Origin of the sequence: Shewanella sp. SR43-4, from assembly GCF_014163845.1 — a bacterium.
GTDB lineage: Bacteria > Pseudomonadota > Gammaproteobacteria > Enterobacterales > Shewanellaceae > Shewanella > Shewanella vesiculosa.
The window spans coordinates 73788-96968 of sequence record NZ_JACJEB010000012.1 but is presented as its reverse complement, the minus strand read 5'-3'; the positions used below and the strand labels follow the sequence as shown (position 1 = coordinate 96968).

Annotated in this window: 20 protein-coding genes; 11 read left to right on the top strand and 9 right to left on the bottom strand. The window is 42.1% G+C overall.

The window, feature by feature from the left end:
• Window positions 1-178: 178 nt before the first annotated feature.
• A complete protein-coding gene (gene rraA / locus H5123_RS14575) occupies window positions 179-664 on the bottom strand; it encodes a ribonuclease E activity regulator RraA (protein WP_124017263.1) in 486 nt (161 codons plus the stop codon).
• Between the two features lie 386 nt (window positions 665-1050).
• On the opposite strand from rraA, the gene H5123_RS14570 reads away from it, so the two are divergent.
• The 3 genes from H5123_RS14570 (at window position 1051) to H5123_RS14560 (ending at window position 3304) form a co-directional block, all read left to right on the top strand.
• Window positions 1051-1299: a YgjV family protein gene (locus tag H5123_RS14570; protein WP_182698429.1), complete on the top strand. Its 249-nt coding sequence runs from the start codon at window positions 1051-1053 to the stop codon at window positions 1297-1299.
• Between the two features lie 339 nt (window positions 1300-1638).
• Window positions 1639-2154, top strand: a complete 516-nt coding sequence (locus H5123_RS14565; protein ID WP_182698428.1) for a phosphatase PAP2 family protein — start codon at window positions 1639-1641, stop codon at window positions 2152-2154.
• 100 nt (window positions 2155-2254) lie between these two features.
• Window positions 2255-3304, top strand: a complete 1050-nt coding sequence (locus H5123_RS14560; protein ID WP_182698427.1) for an MJ1255/VC2487 family glycosyltransferase — start codon at window positions 2255-2257, stop codon at window positions 3302-3304.
• A gap of 87 nt (window positions 3305-3391) precedes the next feature.
• Here the strand turns inward: H5123_RS14560 and rsd are convergent, their stop codons facing one another.
• Window positions 3392-3859, bottom strand: a complete 468-nt coding sequence (rsd, locus tag H5123_RS14555) for a sigma D regulator (protein ID WP_124017266.1) — start codon at window positions 3857-3859, stop codon at window positions 3392-3394.
• 454 nt (window positions 3860-4313) lie between these two features.
• Between rsd and hemE the strand changes: the two genes are divergently transcribed.
• The 5 genes from hemE (at window position 4314) to H5123_RS14530 (ending at window position 9584) form a co-directional block, all read left to right on the top strand.
• Window positions 4314-5378 (top strand): uroporphyrinogen decarboxylase, encoded by a 1065-nt coding sequence (gene hemE, locus H5123_RS14550; RefSeq protein ID WP_182698426.1) that lies wholly within the window; start codon window positions 4314-4316, stop codon window positions 5376-5378.
• A gap of 269 nt (window positions 5379-5647) precedes the next feature.
• Window positions 5648-6649: a hypothetical protein gene (locus H5123_RS20525; RefSeq protein WP_220487655.1), complete on the top strand. Its 1002-nt coding sequence runs from the start codon at window positions 5648-5650 to the stop codon at window positions 6647-6649.
• Between the two features lie 6 nt (window positions 6650-6655).
• Window positions 6656-7003: a hypothetical protein gene (locus H5123_RS14540; RefSeq protein ID WP_182698425.1), complete on the top strand. Its 348-nt coding sequence runs from the start codon at window positions 6656-6658 to the stop codon at window positions 7001-7003.
• 648 nt (window positions 7004-7651) lie between these two features.
• The gene (locus H5123_RS14535; protein ID WP_404948317.1) at window positions 7652-8203 is read left to right on the top strand and encodes a GNAT family N-acetyltransferase; all 552 of its coding nucleotides are present in this window, start codon (window positions 7652-7654) and stop codon (window positions 8201-8203) included.
• A gap of 40 nt (window positions 8204-8243) precedes the next feature.
• Complete coding sequence (locus H5123_RS14530; protein ID WP_182698423.1) at window positions 8244-9584, top strand: FAD-binding oxidoreductase; 1341 nt, start codon at window positions 8244-8246, stop codon at window positions 9582-9584.
• Here H5123_RS14530 and nhaC read toward each other — a convergent pair.
• From nhaC to purH, 4 genes are all read right to left on the bottom strand, one after another.
• On the bottom strand, window positions 9581-11080 hold the full coding sequence (gene nhaC / locus H5123_RS14525) for a Na+/H+ antiporter NhaC (protein WP_182698422.1): 1500 nt from the start codon (window positions 11078-11080) through the stop codon (window positions 9581-9583). The two genes, H5123_RS14530 and nhaC, sit on opposite strands and share 4 nt — an antisense overlap.
• Window positions 11081-11432: 352 nt before the next feature.
• A complete protein-coding gene (locus H5123_RS14520) occupies window positions 11433-11651 on the bottom strand; it encodes a hypothetical protein (RefSeq protein WP_182698421.1) in 219 nt (72 codons plus the stop codon).
• Between the two features lie 256 nt (window positions 11652-11907).
• Window positions 11908-13209 (bottom strand): phosphoribosylamine--glycine ligase, encoded by a 1302-nt coding sequence (gene purD / locus H5123_RS14515; protein WP_182698420.1) that lies wholly within the window; start codon window positions 13207-13209, stop codon window positions 11908-11910.
• A 219-nt stretch (window positions 13210-13428) separates the two neighbouring features.
• Entirely contained in the window at window positions 13429-15018 is a 1590-nt protein-coding gene (gene purH / locus H5123_RS14510) for a bifunctional phosphoribosylaminoimidazolecarboxamide formyltransferase/IMP cyclohydrolase (protein ID WP_182698419.1), read from the bottom strand.
• Between the two features lie 328 nt (window positions 15019-15346).
• Between purH and zntR the strand changes: the two genes are divergently transcribed.
• Together zntR and H5123_RS14500 are read left to right on the top strand one after the other, a co-directional pair.
• Window positions 15347-15808 carry a Zn(2+)-responsive transcriptional regulator gene (zntR, locus tag H5123_RS14505; protein ID WP_124017274.1) on the top strand — a complete coding sequence of 154 codons (462 nt, stop codon included), beginning with the start codon at window positions 15347-15349 and terminating at the stop codon, window positions 15806-15808.
• 2 nt (window positions 15809-15810) lie between these two features.
• Window positions 15811-17310 carry an SO_0444 family Cu/Zn efflux transporter gene (locus tag H5123_RS14500; RefSeq protein WP_182698418.1) on the top strand — a complete coding sequence of 500 codons (1500 nt, stop codon included), beginning with the start codon at window positions 15811-15813 and terminating at the stop codon, window positions 17308-17310.
• 127 nt (window positions 17311-17437) lie between these two features.
• On the opposite strand, the gene H5123_RS14495 is transcribed toward H5123_RS14500, so the two are convergent.
• Window positions 17438-18244 carry a S1/P1 nuclease gene (locus tag H5123_RS14495; protein ID WP_182698417.1) on the bottom strand — a complete coding sequence of 269 codons (807 nt, stop codon included), beginning with the start codon at window positions 18242-18244 and terminating at the stop codon, window positions 17438-17440.
• Between the two features lie 294 nt (window positions 18245-18538).
• Here H5123_RS14495 and H5123_RS14490 point away from each other — a divergent pair, with 294 nt between their 5' ends.
• The gene (locus H5123_RS14490; protein ID WP_182698416.1) at window positions 18539-21712 is read left to right on the top strand and encodes a TonB-dependent receptor; all 3174 of its coding nucleotides are present in this window, start codon (window positions 18539-18541) and stop codon (window positions 21710-21712) included.
• A gap of 123 nt (window positions 21713-21835) precedes the next feature.
• Here the strand turns inward: H5123_RS14490 and H5123_RS20670 are convergent, their stop codons facing one another.
• Complete coding sequence (locus H5123_RS20670; protein ID WP_011635985.1) at window positions 21836-21958, bottom strand: hypothetical protein; 123 nt, start codon at window positions 21956-21958, stop codon at window positions 21836-21838.
• 267 nt (window positions 21959-22225) lie between these two features.
• Entirely contained in the window at window positions 22226-23164 is a 939-nt protein-coding gene (locus H5123_RS14485) for a LysR family transcriptional regulator (protein ID WP_124017278.1), read from the bottom strand.
• Window positions 23165-23181 lie beyond the last annotated feature (17 nt).

Sequence of the window (23181 nt, the reverse complement as noted above, 5' to 3'; positions counted from 1 at the left end):
TTCTAGATGGAGAATAACTAACCCATGAAAATGATTACTTTGTCTAACAACCAAGCTATTTTTGCTGAACTAAGCATATTCAGGTCGCTTAGGTATAGCCATAAAAAAACCAGCATAGCTGGTTTTTAAAGTAATCGTTTGCCAGCTTTTTTACAAAGCGAAATCGGCTATGACGTCATTAATCAATATCTAATGGTTCTGGCGATAAAATAACACCGGTGTTATCGGCATAGATATGGTCACCAGGTAAGAAGGTTACGCCACCAAAATTAACTGGAATTTCGATTTCGCCTACTCCGTTACTTTCAGCTCCCACAGGAATTGAAGCAAGTGCCTGAATACCAATATCAAGTTCTTCAAGAGCATCAACATCGCGCACTGAACCGTAAATGAGAATACCTTCCCAGTTATTGGCAACAGCTAGTTCAGCTATTCTGGCATCAAGCAGAGCGCGTCTTAATGAGCCACCGCCATCAACAAGTAATACTTTACCTTCACCGTCTTCTTCTAAGGCTTCTGCAATCAGACCATTATCTTCAAAACACTTAATTGTACTGATTGAGCCACCGAAGGAGCTGCAACCACCGTAGTTACTGAACATTGGTTCAACGACATCGACTACATCTATATACATGTCGCAAAGTTCTGAGGTGTTGTATTCCATATTTAACTCCTGTTGGACAGCAAAGGTAAAATGCTGGGTAAAGCAAAGTTAAATGAATTATATGAGCTTTTTATGAAAATAAAAGCCTTATCAATCACCGGATTGTTATAAATCAACTTATGGTGTTACATATGCCTAAATATGCCATTGACCTAAATACAGAACAGGGATCAGATTTGGAAGTAATTTTCTTTCAAATTGAATGTATTAGTTGATATATGTTGATTTAGGTCATCCTAATACGTTTTTTAATTACATTTTTACTCAGCAGTTTGTTAGCATATTGGTAGATTAATTAATGTTAGTTTACAAAATAATGCTAGCTTTAGGGGCATGGAATCCTCGTTACGCTTACGGAAGGCAGAGAGCCTGATACAGAGGTTCTTATGGAAAATATCAATATTATTGAAATCTTAGGGTATGTTGCATCAGTTATGGTTGCCATTTCTCTGATGATGAAAGACATCATTTTACTAAGATGGTTAAATTTTACCGGTTGTGCTTTTTTTGTTGCTTATGGATATGCAATTGAAGCGTGGCCAGTGGCGGGCATGAATGCCTTTGTTGCATGTATTAATATTTATCACTTAGTGAAGATTTATCGTAATAAAAGTCAGCAGGCGCAAACGGCATAACGTTTGTCAAATTGGGTTGACTCTACTTACGCTAAGCTTCTAAAAAATACCCCCGCATACTTGTATGCGGGGGTATTTTTATGGGAATTAATCATCTGCTATTGATTGGATTAGCTAGCGTTATAGTCCAACACACTTTGACGACGCTCACCTTGACTAGCGATGATCTAACATATCCCAGTAGACAGTTGATTCATTTCAGCTGTCACAAAACCTTAGGCTAACTGTCACCTCGCGTTCATTCCCTCACTCTATTATTCAGACTGTTAACAAATACATAACTTTAGTCAGACTAATATTAGCGCAATAATATTGCTGACGTTTGGCATGGAGGCAAGCATGAAGATAAGTATCAGTCAGTTAGATAAATATTGTTTTTATTGGATTGTACAATTTAGCCGAGATAACGGCTTAAATGTGGCGGCTAAACGTGTGTCAGCAACAGGAGATGGACATTATTATGCGTATCTATCTGTCGCATTATTATTTCTTCATCCAAATGGGCAGCATTTTTTTAATTTGGCACTTGGCAGTTTTGTCGTTGAATTTCCGTTGTATTTATTGTTGAAAAATACTATTCGACGTCATCGTCCATGTCATGCATTAGCCGGTTTTACGTCAAGTTATGAGCCTTCAGACAAATTTAGTTTACCTTCAGGGCATACCGCAGGTGCATTTTTGTTTGCTAGTGTCATCAATGTGGTTTTTCCTGCCTTGGCCCCAGTAGCCTTTGCCTGGGCGTGCTTTGTCGGCATTTCACGTATCTCTCTTGGAGTGCACTACCCTATGGATATTATTGCTGGAGCAGGGTTAGGGATCGCAAGCGTATTATTTGTTGAACAATTCATATTATAGCGACATATATGGTAATCCTTCATAGTGCCACAGCGTATGTGGTAACCAGTGTAGCGTCTTGCAATCTTAATTAATAAGCCGTCAAGGAAAGTGAGCTAACATGAAAATTTTGTACGGAGTTCAAGGCACTGGGAATGGCCATATTAGTCGTGCTCGTGTGATGTCTAAAGCGCTTAAGCAACAGAATATTGATGTTGATTTTCTATTCTCTGGTCGCGCACCCCAACATTATTTCGATATGCAATGCTTTGGCGATTATCAGACTCGAAATGGTATGACATTCGTGACTGAAAGTGGCCGTGTTAATACTGTAAAAACGGTCATGTCCAATATGAAAACCTCAATCTTATCTGAGATAAAACAGTTAGATTTATCAGGTTATGATTTAGTGTTGAATGATTTTGAACCCGTGAGTGCCTGGGCTGCAAAGCAACAAAATGTTCCATCAATTGCCATTAGTCATCAGGCGGCATTACAATATCCTGTGCCTAAGCAGGGTAATAGCTGGTTTAATGAGTATTTACTGAAACATTTTGCTCCAGTTGATATTGCTTTAGGCTGTCACTGGCATCACTTTGGCTTTCCTATTTTACCTCCTTTTGTTGAGGTCTCACCCAATGGCGGCGATCATAGTCATCAAATTCTGGTGTATTTACCGTTTGAGGATGCCGATAGCGTCGCTGAATTTTTAGCACCCTTTGATCAATACCACTTTTTTGTTTATCACAGTACACAACCTTTGAAACCGTTATCGGATCACATTCATTGGCATGGCTTTGATCGCGATGGTTTTAAGCAGCACATGGCGCAGTGCGGTGGCGTTATGGGTAATGCTGGTTTTGAGTTAGCCAGTGAAGCGATGACATTAGGTAAGAAATTATTAGTTAAACCTCTACAGGGACAGTATGAGCAATCAGCCAATGTTGCAGCGTTACAATTACTCGCCGCCGCAGATAGTATGCAAACGTTAGATCCTGTGGTGCTGAAACGCTGGTTGAAAAGTCCATCGCCTAAGCCTATCGCGTATCCGCAAATAGGAGATGCATTGGCTAAGTGGATAAAAATGGGGGATTGGCAGCAACCGCAAGAGTTATGTCAACAATTATGGTCACAAGTTGAAATACCTGAAAACTGGCGTAAGCGTCAATAATATTGGTAGTAATATAAACTTGTTATGGTAAAAATCCCGCGGCATTTAAAAGTGCGTAAACGTCGCACTTTTAAGCAACCATTTCACTTAAGGAAGACGTTGGTATAGTAGTTCTATTAGCTCATCTTCTAATTCGAAACGTGACTCCATTGCTTGTGCCAAATGGGATAAATCGTTGTCGAGTTGATACAATACTTGCTCGTCTACCGCATCGGTATATTTATCATTAAAGTCTAATGCGATGTCAGTGCTTTCACTTATCATTGGCAATAAACCGTTAGCGGTTTCTATACTGGCTTCACCAAACTTTTCACAGGCTTTAACAACATTGTTGTACACCTCAAAGTGACCTTCCGAAACATAATCAACTAATTGAGCGCAAAACTGTTTTACTTGATCCATGCTAGGAAGTGATTTTTCGCTACGAGAATAGGGTGCTAAACCTGCAACGATAAAATATTGGATCAATAATTTACGGCGATGATTAATCCATTGGTCGATCAAATTATGAGAGCCACCCCAGCGTTTCTCTGCTTTTTCTAATTTAGTTAGCATGTTTTCTCTCTAATTAGCCGTTTTTCTATAACAACTAATGTATTGGACAAAGTATATAACGATCAACTGTTTTATTTTATTTGCCTAGGAATAAGCCATTTTTGTGCAAAAGACATCAGATATTAAAACCACACTCATAAAAAAACCCGTGATGGGCATGCCATCACGGGGTAACTAAGTTTTCAAAGGCTCGATGTGTCGGGCTTCTTGATTGTTCTTGCTAGCGCACACTTTTTATACCAAACCCGATAACTCGACGCAACTTTTAATCCGATAAATTGCGATTTACACATCAGAGTTGTGCGTTTTGTGAGCACAAGGGCGGTTGTGCTAATAAAATCGCCAATAGATTTAGGATTAGCTCACATAAATTCGGCATCAGTGGTTACATTAATCGCGTAAGTGCTAAACTAACGCCCAGCAGAAATCATAACAGTCTAGGAACAAAGTCCACATGGCAGAATTAAAAAATGATCGTTATTTACGTGCGTTGCTAAAGCAGCCAGTCGATGTCACTCCAGTTTGGATGATGCGCCAAGCAGGCCGCTATTTACCTGAGTACAAAGAAGTTCGTGCCCAGGCTGGTGACTTTATGTCGTTATGTCGTAATGCGGAACTCGCTTGTGAAGTGACATTACAGCCATTACGTCGTTATGATTTAGATGCTGCGATTTTATTCTCAGATATCCTGACTGTGCCAGATGCAATGGGCCTAGGGTTGTACTTTGAAGCGGGTGAAGGCCCTCGTTTTGAGCGTCCAACTGACACAATCGATGCCATTAAAAAATTATCTATTCCTGATCCAGAAGACGAGCTAGGTTATGTAATGCGTGCTGTGAGCACCATTCGCCGCGAATTAAATGGTTCAGTGCCATTAATCGGTTTCTCTGGTTCACCTTGGACTTTAGCCACTTATATGGTTGAAGGCGGATCAAGCAAAACCTTCGAAAAAATTAAGCGTATGGCCTATGCAGAACCTGCTGCATTGCACATGTTATTAGACAAGTTAGCAGACTCAGTAGTGTTATATCTTAATGCTCAGGTGGCTAACGGCGCACAATCGTTAATGATATTCGACTCGTGGGGCGGTGCATTATCGCATCACGCTTACCGTGAGTTCTCATTACGTTACATGCAAAAAATTGTTGATGGTTTAACCCGTTTTGCTGACGGCCGTAAAGTGCCTGTTACTTTGTTCACTAAGGGCGGCGGATTATGGTTAGAGTCTATGGCTGAAACCGGTTGTGATGCATTAGGTTTAGATTGGACTGTTGATATTGGTGATGCTCGCCGCCGCGTAGGTCATAAAGTGGCTTTACAAGGCAACATGGACCCATCAATGTTGTATGCTACGCCAGAGCGTATTCATCAAGAAGTTGATCAAATTCTAGCAAGTTACGGTGAAGGTACTGGCCATGTATTTAACTTAGGCCATGGCATTCATCAACATGTTGATCCTGAACATGCAGGTGCATTTATCAATTCTGTGCATGAGTTGTCTGGTAAATACCACAAGTAATTTAGTGGTACTGACTAACAAAAAAAGCGAATCTTCGGATTCGCTTTTTTGTTGCCAAAATTAAAAGTTGTTTGATGTTTTTCTAACATTGCCAGTTAAAATATACTTATCATTTTTGAGTAGGCCCTGCTTTTATCATAGTTATTTATGACTATAGAACGAAAAGGTTAAACATAATAAAATTATCCGTAATTACATTTGAGCTATAGATTGTGGTTCAAACATAACGTTTATTTAAAATGTGCACTTAATTAATCAAGGAAGATATTATGCCAATTGAAATTTGTATTTGCCCTAAAGGGCGGATAACAGGTCTTAGTTCTAATACACCACCATCAATCTTAGAAGCAACTTTTCAGGCTCCAGGTGTTCCACAAGTTAACTTCATGGATAGTTTTAAAACAGCATATACTCAAGACCATTTATTGAATAATGAATTAGGTAAATTTAAAACTAAACCATTACATCAAAGACAAACCATTGCGCAGGTTAATGCAGCTGTTGGGCCTGATATGCTATTAGCATTATCTGATTTCTATGATCAACAGCTAGATAGTTTACCAAAAGATTTTTTTGCAGAGCAGAATAAAGCAATGATGGGAGCATCCATCGGTGCTATGGGTCATCATTTATCACAATTACAAAGCGTAATAAAAGAATACCAAATGGCGCTTGAAAACGTGCGTAATGCTTACCGTTCAAAAATGCCAAAGCTAGAAGTCCTTAAGTTTGAACAAACGGCGCGGCAGTTACATAGTCGGTTAAATACACAGTTTCACAATGAAATTTCAAAACGACTAGCTAGCTCAAGAGCTCGTAAGGCGAGTATTTGGAACAATGCTGATCGTGGCCTTAATCAGGCCAAAAGTGCTAGAACGACTAAACCGATTCAAATTTCGTCTGCAAAAGAACTAAGATCATTAAGTAAATTTGCTGGCGCAGCTAAATTTGGTGGTAATGCTCTATTACTGCTGGATGTTCACTCTCGAGCGACAGGAGTAAGGGATACCTTTGAGAGCGGCGGTAATTGGGAAAAACAGGCTTTGCAAGAAACTGTCGGTTTTTCTGCAGGTTTCGCGGCTGGAACTGTCGCGGCAGGTAGTGCTTATAGCATTGGAGTTGGTATTGCGCTAGCATTTACACCAGTTGGATGGGCTGTTGTGATTGGTGTTGGTGCAGCCGCTTCTGTTGGTTTCCTTGTTGGATTGGGTTTCGATACAGCAGGTAAAAAAATTACGGGTAAACTTTATGATGCAAGCAGTAATTGGTAATTGATGATGGAAAATTATGAAAGTATATTTTGGTTGTGTTGCTGTATTCCGTTAGTCAATTTCTTTATAGCTTATTTGGTTTTTGCGCAAATGACCGTCCACCCTATAGAGAAGAAAATTAAGGCTTCAGGTGGAAGCATACCGGAATGGGATAATATGGGGATGAGAATTCCGAGTTATGCTGTAGCAATGCTCTTACCGGTTAAAGTAAAGGCTGCACAAGCTATAGATGAAGATTCTGTTCAGAAGTTTACTTCTAAAAGTGATAAAAAAAGAGCTATATATTTTATGTGCTCGTTTGTCATTATATTAATACCAGTAATGGCTGGCTACTTTATATTTGGTCCCAATTAGAGCCCAAGAAATTCATTTATTATAAGTACCTTTATATTCAACTAAAAGTGTTGAGATCCTCATGTTTTCAATCACAACAAATTCAACCTCTAACTCTGCGTAACCAAGCTCTATCTTAAATTCACTGCCTACACTCGGTTGGCTGTCTATTCCAATTATATATTTCAATAAGCCTAATAACTGTCTGATGATGGCAGCCCGACGCCGAACTGTGGCAGGCTTTGATTAGCGTTAAACGACAATGTGATTATCGCCAATTGTTTAAGATCATCAAGGGTATACCTGCGCCAGAGTCGCGCACGAACAAGTATTTTTGACCATTGTGGAGTGCATTGATGATTTGACTTTTGCATCCGGCGGGAGTGTAACGCAGGGCATGATCGGCCAATTTGTGAGCCTATTTTGCCATGTTTAAGAGAGGTAAACTCTAAAACTTTGTCTGTAGATGTTTGCTGGCCAATGCTCAAGCTGTCATGGATTTGGATGATCTAGTATAGGATCATAATCAAAAATGCTTTATTTAATTGCGGCCCGTATGAATAAGGAGTCTCAACTAATTTTTGCCAATTTATTACAAAGGCTTAACATCGTAGCCGCTAATATAGGCGTGTGCTAAAGTGTGTTAACACTCACAATAATAAAATGAATATGATTAGAGAGCTTACTGCCACTGACTTTGACGCGGTGATCAACTTAGGTGAAATCGTCCACGGAAGTGGCTATATGGATTTGGCTGAACTAACAGCTATTTACCATAAAGGGATAAAAAAGGGCATTAATGCCAATTTTGTCGCACTTGAAAATGAACAACTTATTGGCTTTCGGTTAACGTATGCCGCAGGACAATGGCCGCAAGATCAATGGTGCACTGTTGATCTATGGGGCGTTGATTTTAATGATGTGTGTTATTTCAAATCAAACACCATTGCTGAATCTGGCCGCGGTCAAGGGCTTGGTGGTAAGTTGTTAGCAGCCTCTAAAGCGGCAGTCATGGCACAAGGCGCTAAGGCGGGAGTGAGTCATTTATGGCAGCAAAGCCCTAATAATGCTGCGGTGCGTTATTTTACCAAGGCAGGTGGTAAGCTGATCAAGCAACATCCTCAGCGTTGGCATCAACGTTATATGGGCGAAGATTATATTTGCGTGTTATGTGGTGAAGATTGTCACTGTGTTGCCTGCGAAATGTTGCTGGTATTTTAATGTCTACTGTCTAAATCAATAATAAAAAAAGAAGACTAATATGTACGATCCGCTGATTAATTCTCACCCCAATAAGCAAAAGTTCGCCTCCAGTTATTGGGCAAGCACCCAAGCATTACCCGAGCCGACGGCACCATTATTGGGTCGCCAAAAAACTGATGTCGCCATTGTCGGGGGCGGCTATACCGGCTTATTAACGGCGTATTATTTAGCAACCGAATTCAATATTGATTGCCATGTACTTGAGGCCAACCAAGTCGGTTTTGGTGCCAGTGCCCGCAATGCCGGTTTTGTATTAAAAGGCTCGGGTCGTTTAGGTTATGCGGCAATGACTCAGCGTTGGGACTTAGCGACGACTAAGGGGATATATGATGAGTTTACTCAAGCAGTGGCTAGAGTTGATGGTCTGATAAAACAGCACTGTATTGCTTGTGAACCGCAAGAGGCGGGATACTTAAAAGTAGCGCATAATCCCAAGGCGCTAGTGTCGCTGCAAAATGCCGCCAATTATATTCAACAAAACCTAGCAAGTAGCCAAGATTCAGGTGCTGAATTTATTTCAAGCCAAGACTTTCGGACGCAGTATTTAGATCATCATCAAGCTTTTGGTGCGCTTCGCCTAAAAGACGGTTTTGGGGTCAATCCGTTAAAGTTACTGCTCGGTTATAAAGCGATGGTGCAAGCTCAAGGGGTGACGATTTCTGAACAGTCGTGCGTGTTAGATTGGATTGAAGAGGGTGGTAAACATCGTCTGATCACCGACAGTGGGGAACTGGTTGCCAATAAAGTGATCATGGCTGGCAATGCTTATACACCTAAACGGTTTAATCACCGCGTAGACGATAAGTTTTTACCAATACTAAGCAATGTTATTGTGACCCAGCCGCTTACCGCTCAAGAGCTTACAGAAGCGGGTTTACATACTCATCAAGTGACCATGGATACCCGTATTTTAAAATATTATTACCGATTATTACCCGACAACCGTTTATTGTTTGGTGGCCGAGGCGCGGTGTGGGGTAAAGATGCTGGTAACCCTGTTTACGGCGAGCGTTTAAAAATGGCGTTAAATAAGTGCTTTCCAAGCTTAACTAATAAAGCCATTGCCTATAACTGGACCGGGTGGATTGCTGCCGCAATGGATGATATGCCTCATGTGTACAGCAAAGGTGGTGTGGGGTATAGCTTAGGATATTGCGGTGCTGGAGTGTCTTTTAGTAGCCAAGCTGCGTATCGCTTAGCGCAAAGTATTGCCGGTGAAGCTTTGCCCAATTTACCCTTGTATCAGCAACCACTGCCGAGATTCCCCTTTACCCAAGCAAGGCGGCTTGGGCAATGGGGTTATTATCATTATGGCTGGTTAAAAGATCGCTTTGGTTAACCGACCACTTCACCTGTGCTGATTTTAGTTTCGTCTAATGGCTCGATTTTAAAATTAAAATAAGCATAAGAAGCACTCACCAATGGGCAAACTAGGTTAAAAAAGGCGTAGGGTAGGTAAGCGATAGTTGCAACACCTAGGGTACTTGCCATAAATGCGCCACAGGTATTCCAAGGCACTAGTGGGCTGGTTACTGTTGCAGCATCTTCTAGTGTGCGGCTTAAATTAACTGCGGCTAATTTACGGCGAGTGTACTCTACTTTTAACATTCTGCCTGGCAGTACGATGGCAATGTATTGGTCTGCAGTAATGATGTTAGCGCCAATACACACTCCCAGAGTGGTAATGATCAAACTGGTGGTACCGCTTACTACAGTAAGAATGCTTTCTAAAATGCGGCTTAATAATCCGGTCACTTCCATCACGCCACCAAAGGCCATCGCACACAGTATGAGCCATACTGTCGTTACCATACTGCTCATGCCGCCGCGACTTAATAAGCTGTCTAATACAGCATCACCAGTGTTAGCAACATAGCCGTCAAACATGGCTATCCAGATACCTTTCACAAGGGCGACAATGGGTAGCAAGGTGTCATCGTGTACAAAGGCTATCACGTTATCAAACTGAAATAGCGCTGCACATACCGCGCCCGCCAAGGTGCCTAATATGACCGTTGGGAATGCTGGCATTTTTCGGTTCGCTAAATATAACACCACTAATAATGGTATTAATAAATGTATTCCCGGATGATAAGTTTGATCCAGTAATGCCAGAGTATCGGTCAGTTGGTTTTCAATTGGTGCGGCATCTGCGGTCAGGCCTAAAAAGGTAAAACCAATAAGTGCAATGATAATGCTGGGTACAGTGGTCCACGTCATGTGGCGAATGTGGCTAAAAATATCTGTACCCGCAACTGCTGGAGCAAGGTTGGTGGTGTCTGACATTGGCGACATTTTGTCACCAAAATAAGCGCCACTGATAATAGCGCCAGCAGTGATATTAACATCTAACCCCATCGCTGAAGAAATTCCCACCAATGCAATACCAAGCGTACCGGCTACTGTCCAAGAGCTACCAATACTCAGCGCGACTACTGCACACAGTAAGCAGCAGGCGGTGTAAAAATAATCAGGGTTAAGGATTTGCATACCGTAATAAATCATCGTTGGTACTGTACCAGCGAGAATCCAGGTACCAATCAGTGACCCCACGCTGAATAAAATCAGCAATGCGCCTGTGGCTACGCCAATACTTTTTACAATACCGCGCTCCATTTGATTCCAGCTATAACCATTTTTATAACCGATAATCATCGCAATACACGCCGCCAGCACTAGGGCAATTTGGTTAGCGCCAGAGGAACTGTCTGATGAAAAAAGATACACTGCCGCCGCGAGCATAATAATTAGCGCAAAAACGGGGATAAGAGCATCGAATAAAGTAGGTTTTTTGTGCTCGGATGGAGATGGGTTTTGTGGCGCCGATTGAGACATAGTACTTCCCTTGTTGTTATTATTTTTGACCAATATCTCATTCGTGTGAGTTGGCTAAGTGTTATCGTAATAGGTTGGTAACTTATTCGTAACAGGTCCACATCCTGACATAAAAATACCTGTTAAGTCGAACATTGTTGGGCTTAACAGGTATTTTTATGATGGGGTTTTATTACTGTTAACTATGAGTGTGCTTGGTTAAGTACTTTGTGTGGTTATATATGTGATATATAAGGGTTGGTGTGAATAAATAGCCGCCGAGGATACCTGGTGTTACCAGACGTATCCTCATGGAAACGAAGAGCGTTAATAGAGCGATATGCGCAATACATCAGTATTGCTATGACACAGATTATTTATTTAAATGACTTATTATGGTCTTTTCAGCATCTGCTTTAGTCGCCTTTCCTTTGACTACATCGAGTTTTGCTGTCGCGCTGTGACCTGTCATGTCTTCTGCAATATGTAACCAATCAGGATGCCAATAAAAAGAGGTTCCTGACACGGTATTCCAGTTGTGTACCCCTGATTTTTCACCTTGATAAATCAGGTCGCCGCTAGAAAATTTCATTTAATCCTCCAAAATCTTTATGAATAGGCTATCTAAAGTACAGAAGTTGAAAGAGCTGAAAAGCTCATCACACTCCTTTGGACTTAGTAGATTGCGCCATGGGATAAGATGTTTTTGTGATCTAAATCAAAAAAATGGCTGATGATGGATAATCTAAACAGTAATTAATTTTTCGCACAACATTGTTAATAATGAAAAATCCCTGAGATGTTGCCATCACAGGGATTTTTATAATGGGCTAAATGATACTCGCTATTTAGCCTTTAGCTTGCTCACGAGCTATTGCGCGATAAGCAATATCGGTACGGAAATAGACATCATCCCAGTGGATGGTATTCACTAATGCGTAAGCCGCTTTTTGTGCTTCAGTGACGGTATTTCCTAATGCGGTAGCACATAACACGCGGCCACCATTCGTCACTGCATGGCCGTCTTTGATGCAGGTTCCTGCATGGAACACTTTCCCGTTAGTATCGCCAAGGGTTAAGCCGTCAATCACATCGCCTTTGTTATACGCGTCAGGATACCCGCCTGCAGCCATAACAACACCAACAGCCGCACGTGGGTCGAAGTCTGCAGTGACTTTGTCTAATTCGCCACGAGTTGCTGCTAAGCAAAGCTCCACAATATCAGACTGTAAACGCATCATGATCGGTTGGGTTTCAGGATCACCAAAACGGCAATTATACTCAAGCACTTTGGCGCTACCGTCTGGTGCAATCATTAGACCTGCGTATAAAAAGCCAGTATAGACGTTACCTTCAGCCGCCATGCCATCAACCGTTGGGCGAATAACATTAGCGATAGTCCAGTCGTGTACAGCTTGTGTTACCACTGGAGCTGGTGAATATGCACCCATGCCGCCAGTGTTAGGGCCGTAGTCGCCATTATCTCGGGCTTTATGGTCTTGGCTGGTGGCCATAGCAAGAATATTTTTGCCGTCTACCATAACGATAAAGCTGGCTTCTTCACCTGTTAAAAATTCTTCAACCACCACACGAGAACCAGCATCACCAAACTTATTGCCTGCTAACATGTCATCAATGGCGGCATCAGCTTGGGCTTGATCTGCGGCGATAATCACCCCTTTACCCGCAGCCAAACCGTCGGCTTTAATCACAACTGGAAAGCCTGTTTTGCTCGTCAGTTCAGTCACGTACGCTTTAGCTAATGGAATGTCAGTAAAGTTTGAATACTCAGCTGTAGGAATATGATGACGGGCTAAAAAGTCTTTGGTGAAGGCTTTTGAAGATTCAAGCTGTGCAGCGCCTTTAGTTGGGCCAAAAATCGCTAAACCAGCGGCATTAAAAGCGTCAACGACACCTAACGATAATGGAACTTCTGGGCCGACAATTGTGATTGCAATAGCGTTATCTTGGGCAAAGGCGACTAAGGCGTCAATTTGCTCTACATCAATGGCAACGTTTTCTAATTTTGGTTCTAAGGCAGTACCGGCATTACCGGGTGCAACAAAAACTTTTTCAACTTGAGCAGACTGAGCGGCTTTCCAAGCTAGAGCATGTTCACGACCGCCGCCACCAATTATAAGTACCTGCATCTTTAATCCTTTTATAGCTGCGCTATGTTCTCTATTTCTGCTTCAAGCATGCCCACTTATCCTTATAAGCTGCGCGTGCTTTCATTGAACTAGAAAAAATAGCTATGCTCTAATTCGTTTAAACAAAATTTAAAAAGTATCGCTTGTTATCTATTTTTGCAAAAGCATTTAGCAAAAAAATGAGTGATAAGCGATACCCATATTTGATATTAGCGTTGCTTAGTGGCGGAAGTGGCGCATGCCAGTAAATACCATGGCCATACCGTGCTCGTCTGCTGCGGCGATGATTTCTTCATCGCGAATAGAACCACCCGGTTGGATAATGCAGCTAATACCAGCCGCGGCAGCGGCGTCGATACCATCGCGGAATGGGAAGAAGGCATCTGATGCCATTACTGAATTTTCAACCACTAGACCTTCATCGGCAGCTTTAATACCCGCTATTTTAGCTGAGTAAACGCGGCTCATTTGGCCTGCACCCACACCGATCGTCATGCCGTCTTTGGCGTAAACAATAGCATTCGATTTAACAAACTTAGCCACTTTCCAGCAGAACATTAAGTCTTTTAATTCTGCAGCACTGGGTTGACGCTTAGATACCACTTTAACGTCGGCTAAGTCGACCATGCCTTGGTCGCGATCTTGTATTAATAAACCGCCATTAACGCGTTTGTAATCGAGCGTTGTGGTTTTGGTATTCCACTGGCCACATTCGAGTAAACGCACATTAGCTTTAGCGGCAATAATATCGCGAGCAGCTTGGCTCACTTTCGGGGCGATAATTACTTCAACAAACTGACGGTCAACAATCGCTTGCGCAGTGTCAGCATCTAACTCTTGGTTAAAGGCGATGATGCCACCAAACGCTGAAGTTGGGTCGGTTTTAAATGCGCGGTCATAAGCTTCTAACAAGTTAGCGCCTAATGCAACGCCACAAGGGTTAGCATGTTTAACGATAACGCAGGCAGGGCCTTCAAATTCTTTAACACACTCAAGGGCAGAGTCTGTGTCGGCGATATTATTGTAAGACAGTGCCTTACCTTGTAACTGAATCGCACTGGCAACAGAGGCTTCATCAATTTGGTTATCAACATAAAACGCCGCTTTTTGATGGCTGTTTTCACCGTAGCGTAAATCTTGCTTTTTAATGAACTGAGAATTAAACGTCCGTGGGAATGTTGAGTCGTCATGGCATTCGTCGTTACTGTGCGCCGGAACCATAGTGCCAAAGTAATTAGCAATCATACCGTCATAGGCGGCGGTATGTTCAAATGCGGCAATCGCTAGGTCAAAACGCGTTGCTAGCGTGGTGCTGCCGTTGTTAGCTTGCATTTCTGTAATGACGCGACGGTAATCTTTTGCATTAACCACAATTGTAGTGTCTTTGTGGTTTTTCGCGGTTGAACGCACCATGGTTGGGCCGCCAATGTCGATGTTCTCAACAGCGTCCGCTAAGGTACAACCTGGTTTTGCAACGGTTTCTGCAAATGGATACAAGTTAACTGCAACTAAGTCGATAGGCTTAATGGCGTTTTGTTCCATGACGATTTCGTCGATACCACGACGCGCTAAAATGCCGCCGTGAATTTTTGGATGTAAGGTTTTAACACGACCATCCATAATTTCTGGGTGACCTGTGTAGTCAGAAACTTCAATTACCGGGATGTTGTTGTCTGCAAGTAGTTTTGCAGTACCGCCCGTAGACAGGAGTTCGACACCTTGTGCATGCAGCGCTTGTGCAAACTCAAGGATTCCAGTTTTATCTGATACGCTTAATAGCGCGCGACGAATTGGTCTGACATTATTCATGTAGGTACAGGGTCCACTAGTTTGATTTTAAGGATCTTTCGTAAAACAGAATCAGGCTAAGTCTGCTTTACCAAAGTCCCTCATAATGTTTTTACGATTGCTTAATACCTTCTAGGCCGACTGTGTTGTGATCAGGCGGACGTATTTTATCGTAATCCGCTTCTTTAAGGTGTTTTTTCTACGTGATTTCACAATATTGAAATAAGAACAAAGATACGCAAACATAATCATTAAACAACCCTTGACCTTGGATTAAACTCTAAGGTTTATACTCAGGTAAAATCTACACTAGATTGATGGCTTCATTATCTCAAGCGGCGGTGACGATATGTATCGAATAGGCGAACTTTCTGCCTTGTACGACATTAAGGCTGACACATTACGGTTTTACGAAAAACACGGCTTATTATCACCATCAAGCCGTTCAGATGCCGGTTATCGACTCTATAACAGTAGTGATTCCGAGCGACTTAAATTTATTTTACGTGCTAAAGCGGTTGGTTTTTCGCTTAATGAAATTGCCGATTTGCTGTCTATTGAAGTGGACAAGTCAAACCGCGCATGTGCCGATGTTAAAGGCTTAGTCGATACTAAGCTTGAGCAAGTCGAAGCCAAGTTAGCTGAGCTACAACATTTTGCCACTTCACTGAAGAGTTTATCGAATACCTGCTGTGGCGGACCTGATAGTGCTGAGCATTGCTCAATACTTGAAGCGTTAGAGTCGTCAGACAAACACATTATTGCTAAAAAAGAACATCATCATTTTTCTCAACCAGGTCATAAGGATTAAGCATGTTATTGACCAATTTTCTGCACTTATTTTTAGAGTCTGCTCCGTGGTTGTTGCTGGGTCTAGTGCTTGCTGGGCTGTTAAAAGTATTTGTGCCTATGGTATGGATGCAAAAGCAACTCGGTGGCCATGGAATGAAAACCGTGGTGAAGGCGGCATTATTAGGCGCGCCTTTGCCTTTATGTTCCTGTGGTGTTATTCCTGCTGCAGTCGGTTTGCGTCGAGCTGGCGCCTCAAAAGCGGCGACCACCTCTTTTTTAGTATCGACCCCAGAAACTGGCGTTGACTCTATTACCGTATCCTATGTTTTGCTCGGGCCTTTTATGGCTATTGTGCGTCCGATTGCGGCGATTACCAGTGCGATAGTGGCGGGGTTGTTAGTCGGCCGTGATGACGATGACGGTATTCCAGCATCAGCATCAGCATCTGCAAAAGGGCAAACGGCAACAGATGCCTCAACAAGTGCCAAAGCAGTTTCATCGTGTTGTGGCTCTAAATCAACGCCTAGTCCTGAAACAAAATCAACACATAAAACCCCTGCTAGTACAATGCAAACTGCTAGCGTAAAAATGACGGCGATTAACTCAGCATCAGTTAAGCCTGAGTCTGTGTTGAGCCCGATGGCGCCAGCGCGTTCATTTTCAACCAATACTGCAGAAGCAAAGCAGAGTTGTTGTGCCTCTAAAGCCGCTGATAAACCCATTGAATCTGTACCCTCAAGCTGTTGCAGCGCGACAGTGAAAGATGAAGTAAAAGACGAAACGGTTACATCAAGCTGTTGCAGTAGTAAAATTGAGCCGCAAGCTGAAGTGGCAGCAACAAGCAGTTGTTGCGCCTCTAAAGCGCAAAGCCAGGCGCCAAGTGAAAGCAGCGATCAAGCCAGTTGCTGCGCTTCGACCCAAGATATGGCAACAGAATTGAAGCACAACAGCGTATTCAGCCGAGTGTTATCGGGTTTGCATTACGCCGCAACAGATTTAGTTAAAGACACAACTTTGTGGCTATTAGTCGGATTATTTTTCGCCGCCATCGTGCAGACTTATGTGCCGGCTGACTTTTTAGTTAAGTGGGGCGACGGTATTCTGGCGATGTTAGTGATGGTACTGGTGTCGATCCCGATGTACATCTGCGCCACTGCTTCAACCCCCATTGCTGCTGGTTTGCTATTAGCTGGGGTATCACCAGGTGCAGTATTGGTATTTATGATGGCGGGGCCTGCGACCAATATTGCCACTTTAGGTGTGGTGACTAAAGAGCTAGGTAAGCGCGCATTATATGGCTATCTTGGTGGCGTGATTGGTGTAGCATTAGTCTTCGGTATATTAGTCAATTATTTAGTCGATACCTTTGGTTTTGAAGTGATGCCGCAAATTGGTCAAGAGCATGCCTTATTACCTCAAGGCATCGTGGCTGTTTCTGGCATTGTGCTTGCGGTGTTAATGGCCAAAGTATTGTGGGACATGATCCCAAAAGGCCATAAAGAGAAGGGCTGTTGCTCGTAATCTGTTACACCAAATAGGTTAACTAAAGTGAGTTAAGCACATAACAAAGCCAGTGATAAATATCACTGGCTTTTTATTAAGCTAAAACATTGCTGGCCCACAATAAAGATAACAACTAGTAATAGCGCTAGTTAAAAATAGCATTGAGTTTTTCTGCCAATCTGATGCCTGCTTGCTGCAATCGCTGCTCGATAATTGGTTTACTGGTAAATACATAGTTAAAACGTAAATCGTCTTCACCTTGATAATTCTGTTCGAGCTGGTAAGTACCTTGCCTTAATGCTTTTGACTCATCTGCCCATTGGTAATAGCTTTGACCTATCCACTTTTGGCGTTGTTGCTCGTTAATACGCTTTAAAAAATCACTGTACTCTGTATAGCTTAACTGCTGCTGTTCTATTAGTTTGCTGTCCCACACTGTATGCAAATTTGTTTGTTCACCGAACCACTTCAGATTAACGGTATTGCCACCTTTATCATGGCTATGACCCACATGTAGCGGTTGGTGAATGTCGCCAACAAAATGTACGTAAAATGCCAATGCTTGCCATTTTTCTTGCTGGCTGGCTTTAGGGTTCACCAATACTTTTTCAAAGCGTTGTAAACTTTCGATGATATCGCCATCAGGATTACGCTTAACGGTCTTCCATGTTTCATCGTCTTCAATTGAAATGTAATGCCATGGGGCAGCACGATTCCAGGTCTTATCGGAGCGGATTTCATCTGCCCAAGTCGACATTTGTGCTAAGCCTTCGCCATCTGTCAGTTGGTTTATTTGCTGTTGAGCTGTTGGGGACAAATTGGCTTGAGCGATTTGGCCTATAATTCTGTGACCTAATTGACCAAATGCTTTGGCTGGGAGGCTGAATGTTAAGGTGAACAAAGCACAGCTCACCAGCAATAACATGTTATTCAGTAAAACAGACGATTTCATAAAAAATTTCCCATTCATTATTATTTCTAAAGCAAGAAGCGCGTCTTTAATGTGCCAGCATACGAGATGATTTTTATGTCGTGACACAGACTCGAGTCGCGACTATATAGCAACAATATGACATTTATGTGTTACTCCAAAGTTGTTTTTCTGTGGCTTTTTTCGTTTAAAAATGACATTAAAATGCAACATATCGACCTTAGACTTCGCCCTGAAGTTTTTGCTCTATTGATTTACCAAGCCCGATAAACGGGTAACTAAACATTAAAATATAAAAATATTCAGGGGTTTGAAATGTTGCTTAATCATAAGATGAGTCGTCTCGCGCTGGCGACATGTTTTGCTATGGGAATTGCTCTACCTGCAATGGCGGCCGATACCGCATCTGATATTCGTGGTCAGATTATAGGTCCTGCGGGTAATGCTGTGACTGATGCAAAAATTACTATTATCCACCAGCCAACCGGAACTGTTACTGAAGTTCCTGTGAGTGCCAACGGGCAGTTTACTGCCCGCGGTTTGCGTGTCGGTGGTCCTTATATTATCAAAGTTGATTCTGATGTGTTTGCTGACACAGTTGAAGACAATGTCTACTTAGGATTAGGCGAAACATTCCGTTTTAACCGCACGCTAGAGGCCATTTCTGCGATGGAGCGTGTAGGTGTCGTTGGCAATGCGAGTTATTATCGAAGTGCCGGCAGTAACAGTGATTTTGGTGAGCAAGATATTGCTAATGCACCCGGTATTAGCCGTGATTTAAAAGATGTATTACGCCAAAACCCAATGGCTGTTGTGGGCACTGACGGTATTTCAATGAGCGTGGCAGGCATGAATCCACGTTTTAACACTTTCGTCGTCGATGGTATTTCTCAAAACGATGATTTTGGCCTTAATTCAAATGGCTATCCAACTCAGCGTTCACCTATTTCTATCGACGCAGTAGAGAGTGTTGCCCTAAACGTATCGCCTTATTCCGCTCGTAGTGGTGGCTTTACTGGTGCGCAAATTAACGCGGTCACTAAGTCTGGCACCAATGATTTATCTGGGACGGTTTTTTGGGAAACCACCAATGATAGTATGGCTGGTGATGGTAAAGACCAAGACTCTGGTGACACCTTAACCCAAGATTTTGAAGAAACCACATTTGGTGGCACGGTTGGCTTTCCTCTAATTAAAGATACCCTGTTTTTCTTTGGCTCATATGAAAACTTTGATGCGCCAAAATCAGCTGAGTGGGGGCCAAAGGGCGCTGGTTTTGCCAATGAGTCAGATGTGACTTCAGAAGAGCTTATTCGAATTGAGCAAATTGCCCAGTCTGTTTATGGTCTTGATAGCATTGGCGGTTACACCACCTCACCACAAGAAAAAGATGAAAAAATCTTAGCTAAAGTGGATTGGAATATTAATGACCAACACCGTGCTAGTTTTACTTACCAATCGACCGTAGGTAATTTAACTAACAACATGTCATCGAATAGTTCGTCATTAAAATTATCAAGCACTTGGTATGATAAAGAAGAGACTTTAGAAACCTACGCGGCAAACTTATATAGCGATTGGACTGACGATTTTAGTACTGAGATCAAAATTGCTTATAAAGATACCACCACTAAATCGAAAACCATTGATGACTTAGGCATTGGTATGGTGTCGGTACAAACTTTCGAAAAGTCCGGTGATAAAGTTATTTTTGGTACTGACAGTTCTCGCCAAGCAAATGAATTAAATAACCAAAATCTTGAGCTACGTTTTGTGGGCGACTATTACTTAGGCGATCATGATGTTGGCTTTGGTGCTCAATACAATAGCGTCGAAATATTTAACTTATTTGCTCAAGATGTGTTGGGTAATTGGGAGTTTGATTCTATTGATAACTTAGCGACAGGTACTGTCGATGGTTTCCGTTATCAAAATGCAACCTCTGGTAATCCAAATGATGTAAGTGCCAATTTTAACATGGACACCTTGGCATTATTTGTTGAAGACACATGGGATATTACGGCCGATTTAGAGCTCACGTTCGGCATGCGTTATGAAACCATTAGCATGTCAGATAAACCAGCCATAAATGAAAATTTTGTTAATCGATATGGTTTTGCTAACAACGAAACCTTAGATGGCCAAGATATTTGGTTACCTCGCGTAGGGCTTAAATACCTGTTAAGCGATGACGTGACCCTATACGGTGGTGTGGGTCGTTACAGTGGTGGCTCGCCATCAGTATGGATTTCAAATAGTTTTTCAAATGATGGCAACAGCTTATTAAGCTATAACGATGGTTGGAACCCAGCTTGGGGCACCCCAGATTTTGGTAATGTCCCAGCTGATGCTCAAGCGGGGTTAGTCGGGGGCGACGGTAATGTTAATGCTATCGATCCTAACTTTGAGTTACCTTCTGACTGGCGTGCAAGTATTGGGTTTGACAGTACATGGGATTTAGGTGCTTTAGGTGATAATTGGTTTGTGGGTGGTGAATTTTTATACATTCAAAAAGAAAACGACTTAGCTTGGGTTGATTTAGCCCGTCGCCAAGTGAAAACCGATGCCACTGGCCGTGTGGTATACGAAACATGGGACCCATTAGCCAATAATGGTGCTGGTGGTAATACCGAGCGTTATGACCTCATGTTAACCAATGCAGAAGAAGATGGCTCAAGTAAGACGTTAAGTTTCTCGATTGCCAAAGAGTGGGATATGGGCCTTAGCATGCGTGCGGGCTATGCATATAACTCAGTTGAAGAAGGCAACCAAGGCTCGTCATCTACAGCAACGTCTAATTATCAATATACTCCAGTACAATATGATCGTAATGGCACCACTATGGGGACTGGCTATTATGAAACACCGCATCGCTTCACCTTTAGCTTGGGTTATGATGTAGAGTTTGTTGCAGGTTACAACTCTAGCTTTAACTTATTCTACGAAGCTCGTGAAGGTAACCCATTAACCTGGACACTAGGTTCATATCGTGATGGTAATTTAGGTGATCAAAGTAAGTTTGCTGGCGCATCATATTACTTACCTTACATTCCAACGGGTGCTGATGATGCCAATGTTCAGTATGCAGGTGGATTAACTTATGAGGAGTTTAAAGCGGCTATTGATGAAATTGGTTTAGGCCAATATGCCGGTGGTATAGCGCCAAAAGGTACTGACAACCAGCCATGGATACATCAGTTAGACTTCCGCTTTACGCAAGAGTTGCCAGGATTTACTGACGAGCATAAAGGTATTTTATACTTTGATATCAAAAACGTACTTAACCTAGTTAATGAAGATTGGGGCGTGGTTGAATACCAAAGTTTTAATAATGCTAAGTTAGTTGATCATGACTACAATGCGACGACGGGAGTTTATACTTATTCTGTTCCATTTGGCCAAGATGGTATTGAGACTAACAATTACGATACTTATGACATCAACAAATCTGCTTGGCAGCTTAAAGTGGGCGTGAAGTACAAGTTCTAGCCATCTGTTAAGCAGGGCGCGAATAAATAAGCGCTAAACAAAAAATACCGAGCAATTAGCTCGGTATTTTTATGTGCTCAGCATGCCTGCATCAAGCTATTTATAGGTTAAACGACGCATAAATTATTTGATCTTGCTGGCAAAATTTTCAGGTGAATTTTTTGACTGCTTAACTGCACGTTTCTCTTTTAAAGATAATGCCGGTTTTTTCTTCGCTTCTTTTGAATTATTACGTTCTTTGCTCATTTGTATAGCTCCTAGCGCGCATAATGCGTGACTAATAAATGTAATGTGTGTGGTTAGTATTGAAGCAGACAATGGATCAGTCGCTTAATACTTACCTAGCCTTTGAACAATTTCCTGAACCAAACTTATCATTGATATTGCGAATTAATAGTGCGAAAGCTGACCTCTACGATCTCAATTAATCACTTTATTGAGTTGATACTAGCACCTAGTCAGTTAAAAATATCTATATATCCTATAGATTATTTTGTGCTTAAAAACTCATCTTTAATTATGATTGTTTTGTACTATAAAGTCGGGGATTTCCAGCACACCATCTCCCCAACGCTGAAACAGGGCATCATATAAAAATTCGATGAATACTCGGTATTTTCGTGGAAGATATATTCGCTTTGGAAAGCTGAGTGTGACCTTAGTTTGCATCATGGGGAAATCTTCTAATACTGGCAGTAGTTGCTTACTATCAATAGCTTCTTGAGCAATAAAAACCGGTACCGCGGTAATACCTAGGCCTTCAATGGCTGCCTCTCGGGCAAAGGTAACATTATTGACCTTCAGCTGTGCTGGTGGATCGAGATCTAGCCATTTGATGCCATCAAAAATACGCCAGCCACCATCAATATGGGCAGATTGAAGCTTGATTGCAGTATGATTCATTAAGTCCTGCGGTGTTGCGGGAGCTCCATGACGTTTAAGGTAACTTGGACTTGCCATTAATTGTCTGCTTGCGGTCACCAGAGAGTAACTTTGCAGCTTTGGATCGTGTTGTTCGGTAATTTGAAATAAGAAATCGACGCCTTCTTCTATTACATCTACTTTGCGGTTAGTCAGTTCTGCATCAATGGTAATGTTGGGATAAGTCGCCAAAAAACGCGCAAGAATCCGCCCCAGATATAACTGACCTAGCTCGATAGGACAAATTACTTTTAAATTGCCTTTAATATCTTGTTGGCTTGCGCTGAGTAAGTCTTCGGCATTTTGTAAATCTTGCAAAATTTTACTGATGCGATGGTAATAACTCGAACCCGCTTCGGTCAGTTTTAATGATCGAGTGGTTCTAAATAGTAATAGCACACCGGCATCGGCTTCGAGTTCAGCAACCTTTCTGCTCACTGTGGCTTTGGTGATCCCTAAAGCTTTGGCTGCACCAGTAAAACTGCCTTGTTCAACCACCTGTGAGAAAATTTGTACACGATTTAGATCCATATTGTTACACCTGTGGA